At 69.3% G+C, this 3,396-nt stretch carries 4 protein-coding genes; all 4 read right to left on the bottom strand.

Annotated elements, in window-relative coordinates; all coding sequences use genetic code 11:
- Positions 1-85: 85 nt before the first annotated feature.
- The 4 genes from AX744_RS01735 to AX744_RS01720 all read right to left on the bottom strand — a co-directional run bounded on the left by AX744_RS01735 (position 86) and on the right by AX744_RS01720 (position 3,361).
- Positions 86-1,075, bottom strand: coding sequence for a methyltransferase family protein (locus tag AX744_RS01735; protein WP_058632910.1), 990 nt, complete (start codon positions 1,073-1,075; stop codon positions 86-88).
- Between the two features lie 72 nt (positions 1,076-1,147).
- Positions 1,148-1,858 (bottom strand): alpha/beta fold hydrolase, encoded by a 711-nt coding sequence (locus AX744_RS01730; RefSeq protein WP_058632911.1) that lies wholly within the window; start codon positions 1,856-1,858, stop codon positions 1,148-1,150.
- Between the two features lie 34 nt (positions 1,859-1,892).
- Positions 1,893-2,480: a TetR/AcrR family transcriptional regulator gene (locus tag AX744_RS01725; protein WP_046749685.1), complete on the bottom strand. Its 588-nt coding sequence runs from the start codon at positions 2,478-2,480 to the stop codon at positions 1,893-1,895.
- A 47-nt stretch (positions 2,481-2,527) separates the two neighbouring features.
- Complete coding sequence (locus AX744_RS01720) at positions 2,528-3,361, bottom strand: ATP-binding cassette domain-containing protein (protein ID WP_046749686.1); 834 nt, start codon at positions 3,359-3,361, stop codon at positions 2,528-2,530.
- Positions 3,362-3,396: the final 35 nt, after the last annotated feature.

Below are 3,396 nucleotides of genomic sequence, written 5' to 3'. Positions count from 1 at the left end.
GCATGTTCACGCATGCCGCCCGCCTCTGATCCCCCTCGGACCAGTCGTGTGCCCCGGCGCCGGTCACCCGGCGCCGGGACGAGTCTCACACCGCAGTCGCCACGAGCACCCGCGGGCTGCCGGGCAGCGCGACCTTGTCGCGCACCGACCAGCCGGCGTCGGCGAGCCATCCGCGCACCTCGGTCTCGGGATAGACGACGGTGCCGTCGATCACGAGGTACTCGCCCGCGTGCAGGGCGTCGAGCCCGCGCTGCTCCACATCCTCGTCCAGGAAGAAGTCGAGCACGGTCAGGGTCGCGCCGTCGACGGCAGCCGCCCGCAGGTTGCGGAAGATCTGCGCATTCTCCTCGGCGGAGAAGCGGTGGATCACGTGGTTCGCGAAGACCGCGTCGTACTCTCCCTCGGGAGCGGTGGTCGCCGTGTCGCCGACCTCGACCGTGGCACGCTCCTGCACTCCCGCAGCTGCGACCGCGTCGGCGATGCCGTCTTCGAAGCCGGGAGCGTAGAGGAACGTGGTGTGCAGCTCGGGGTTGTCCGCCATGACGGACAGCGCGAACTCGGCGGACAGGCCGCCGAAGTCGAGCACCCTGGTCGCACCGTCGAGGTCGACGTGACGGCCGAACTCCTGCGCGTGCAGACGGTTGTACGTCATGACGCCGGCCATGAAGGTCGCCCAGCGGGCGTCGTCCATCTGCAGGTCGCCCGGCTCGGTCGTGTCGACCGTATGCGCGAACTGCAGCCAGTGCGGGTAGCTGATCTCGTCGAGGAACGTGAGGAAGGGAGCGAGGTCGATCGCCGCCTCGTCGCCGACCAGGTACGCGGCGGCGTCCTCGGCGAGCGCGTAGCGTCCGCCGGTCCTGGTGAGCAGGCCCTTGGCGGTCATCGCATCGGCGAGCAGCGTCGCGATGCGCTCGCTGACCGCGCACCGCTCGGCGATCGCGGCCGCCGTGTCCGCCCCGTCGGCGATCGCGGCGAACAGGCCGATCCTGCTGGCCTGGAAGAGCTGCTTGGAGGCCATGTAGCCGGTGGCGATGTCGAGGATCCGCGCCGCGTCGGCGGTGGGGGTTTCGGTCATGAGCGAGCCTTTCGAATTATCTACGAATGTTGGAAATAAAGATCATGATTGAAGCCGGATGTCGAGGGGGCTTCAATCCGCGAGGAACTCCCGCACCGCGGTCCGGAACCCCGGTGCGTGCAGGGCCGCGAGATGGTCGCCGGGAACGCGCCGTGTCCGCGCATCGGGTAGCAGCGCCGCGAGGTCGTCGATCCCCGCCGCCATCCCGTCGTCGACTCCACCGATCAGGAGGACCGGAACGCTCGGCCCGCCGCGATCGGCGACGAAGGGCTCCGCCGCCAGACCCTCGATCAGATCGAGCAGGTCGGCAGGACGGTTGCCCGGCATCGACACCATGCCGAGGATCATGCCCGTGAGCGGATCCCTCGGCGCGCTGCCGTCCGCGAGGGAGGCTCGCGCGGCCGGGAGGTCGACGAAGGAGAACGGCTCCCCCGCGCTGAGCCCGCCGAGCACGAGCCGCCGAACGGCGATGTCGTGACGGGACGCGAGGTCCCATGACAGCCGCGCCCCGAGCGAGTAGCCGACGAGGTCGACCTCCTGCTCACCGACGGCCGCACGGATCGATGCGGCGATGGCGTCGGTCACGGCCGATGTCGTCGCGGTCCCGAGCGCGATGCTGTCGCCGTGAGCCGGAAGGTCGATCACCACACGCGGTCGATCGCCGAGAACGGCGTCCCACTCGCTTTCGGGCCAGTCCAGACGCCCCCTCGAGGCCAGGCCGTGCAGGAACACGACAGGACGCCCCGCTCCCGGATGGTGCGAGACGGACAGTGGTGCGGTCATGAGGCGCCTTCCTCTCGAATGCGGCGCCTCGCGGTCAGCGGAGTCGCGCCAGGAACTTCCGGATGTAGTCCTCGTAGTCGGCGATGCGCTCGCCCTCGGGATACATGAGGTTGATCACCGTCGCTCCGACGGCGACCGAGATGAACTCGTTCGCGAGGGCCGCATAGTCCTGATCCCGGATGGATCCGGCATCGCGCGCCGCCTCCATCCGCTCGACGAGCATCGCGTGCCACCGCGCGAGATGCGTGCGGTAGAGCACCGTGAGCTGATCGTTCGACATCGCGTACTCCCAGAGGGCGAGGAGCACACGCCCACTCGCGATCTCCCCGACACTGCTCGGCAGCGTGCCCTCGAGCACCTGCTGCAGCATCCGCTCGGGCGTCGCGCCCTCGGAGATCGACTCCTGGAGCCAGGTGTCGTGCTCGAGCAGCACGGTCTCGAAGGTGGCGGCGACGATGCTCTCCTTCCCGGGGAAATAGTGCTTCAGGGCACCGTTCGCGAATCCGGCCTCGGCGGCGATGCTGCGCATGGTCGCCGCCTCGAATCCGCCCTTCAGGATGATGCTCTTCGCCACCTCGACGATGTCCCGTCGACGCTGGTCGTGGTCGATGATCTTCGGCATGTCGTCCTTCCGGCCGATTCTGCTGCGTGGAGTGTTCCGGCCTGGAGCTACCGTACCGCCGCATCGCGCACCTCCCGCAGAGCGAGCCACTGCGCGCGACGTTCGCGCTGGGCGCGCGGGTCGGCGACAGGCGAGGCCAGCCGAAGGCGCTCGGAGTAGGGATGCTCGGGGGCACGGGTCACCTGCTCGCCCTCCCCGACCTCGACCAGCTCACCGCGGTACATCACCGCGACCCGATGGCAGACCCGTCGCACGACGCCCAGGTCGTGGGAGACGAAAAGGTAGGCCACACCGGTGTCGCGCTGCAGCTCGATGAACAGGTCGAGGATCGTCGCCTGCGTGGTGAGGTCGAGCGCACTCACCGGCTCGTCGCACACGATCAGGCGAGGGCCCCGCACCAGCGCGCGGGCGATCGCGACCCGCTGCCTCTGCCCGCCGGAGAACTCGCTCGGATACCGGTCCACCGACGTCGACGGCAGCCGCACGCGATCGAGCATCTCCCGTACCTTCGCCTCTGCGGCCTTGGCACCGATGCCGGTGGTGAGCAGCGGCTCAGCGAGGATGTCGCCGATCGTCATGGCGGGATTCAGCGAGCCGTAGGGGTCCTGGAAGACGACCTGCACGTCATCGGCGAGCGCTCGGCGATGACGGGTGCCGAGGTGGCTGATCTCGCGCCCGTCGAACCGGATGCTGCCGGCTGTGACGGGAGCGAGCCCGAGGATGGCCTTGCCGAGCGTCGACTTCCCCGACCCGGACTCTCCGACCAGACCGAGGCACTCCCCAGGTGCGATGTCGAGCGAGACGCCGTGCAGTGCCCGGTAGGCCTGCCGTCCGCGACCGTATTCCACGACCAGGTCGTTCACCTCGAGCAGCGGGTTCATGCGGGGACTCCCCTCGTGCGGCGGTCGAGCTCGGC

It is taken from the genome of Microbacterium sp. CCH5-D1, assembly GCF_001557335.1.
GTDB classification, from domain to species: domain Bacteria; phylum Actinomycetota; class Actinomycetes; order Actinomycetales; family Microbacteriaceae; genus Microbacterium; species Microbacterium oxydans.
Note: the sequence above shows the minus strand (reverse complement) of the source record. Positions and strands in the feature narration are given on the sequence as shown.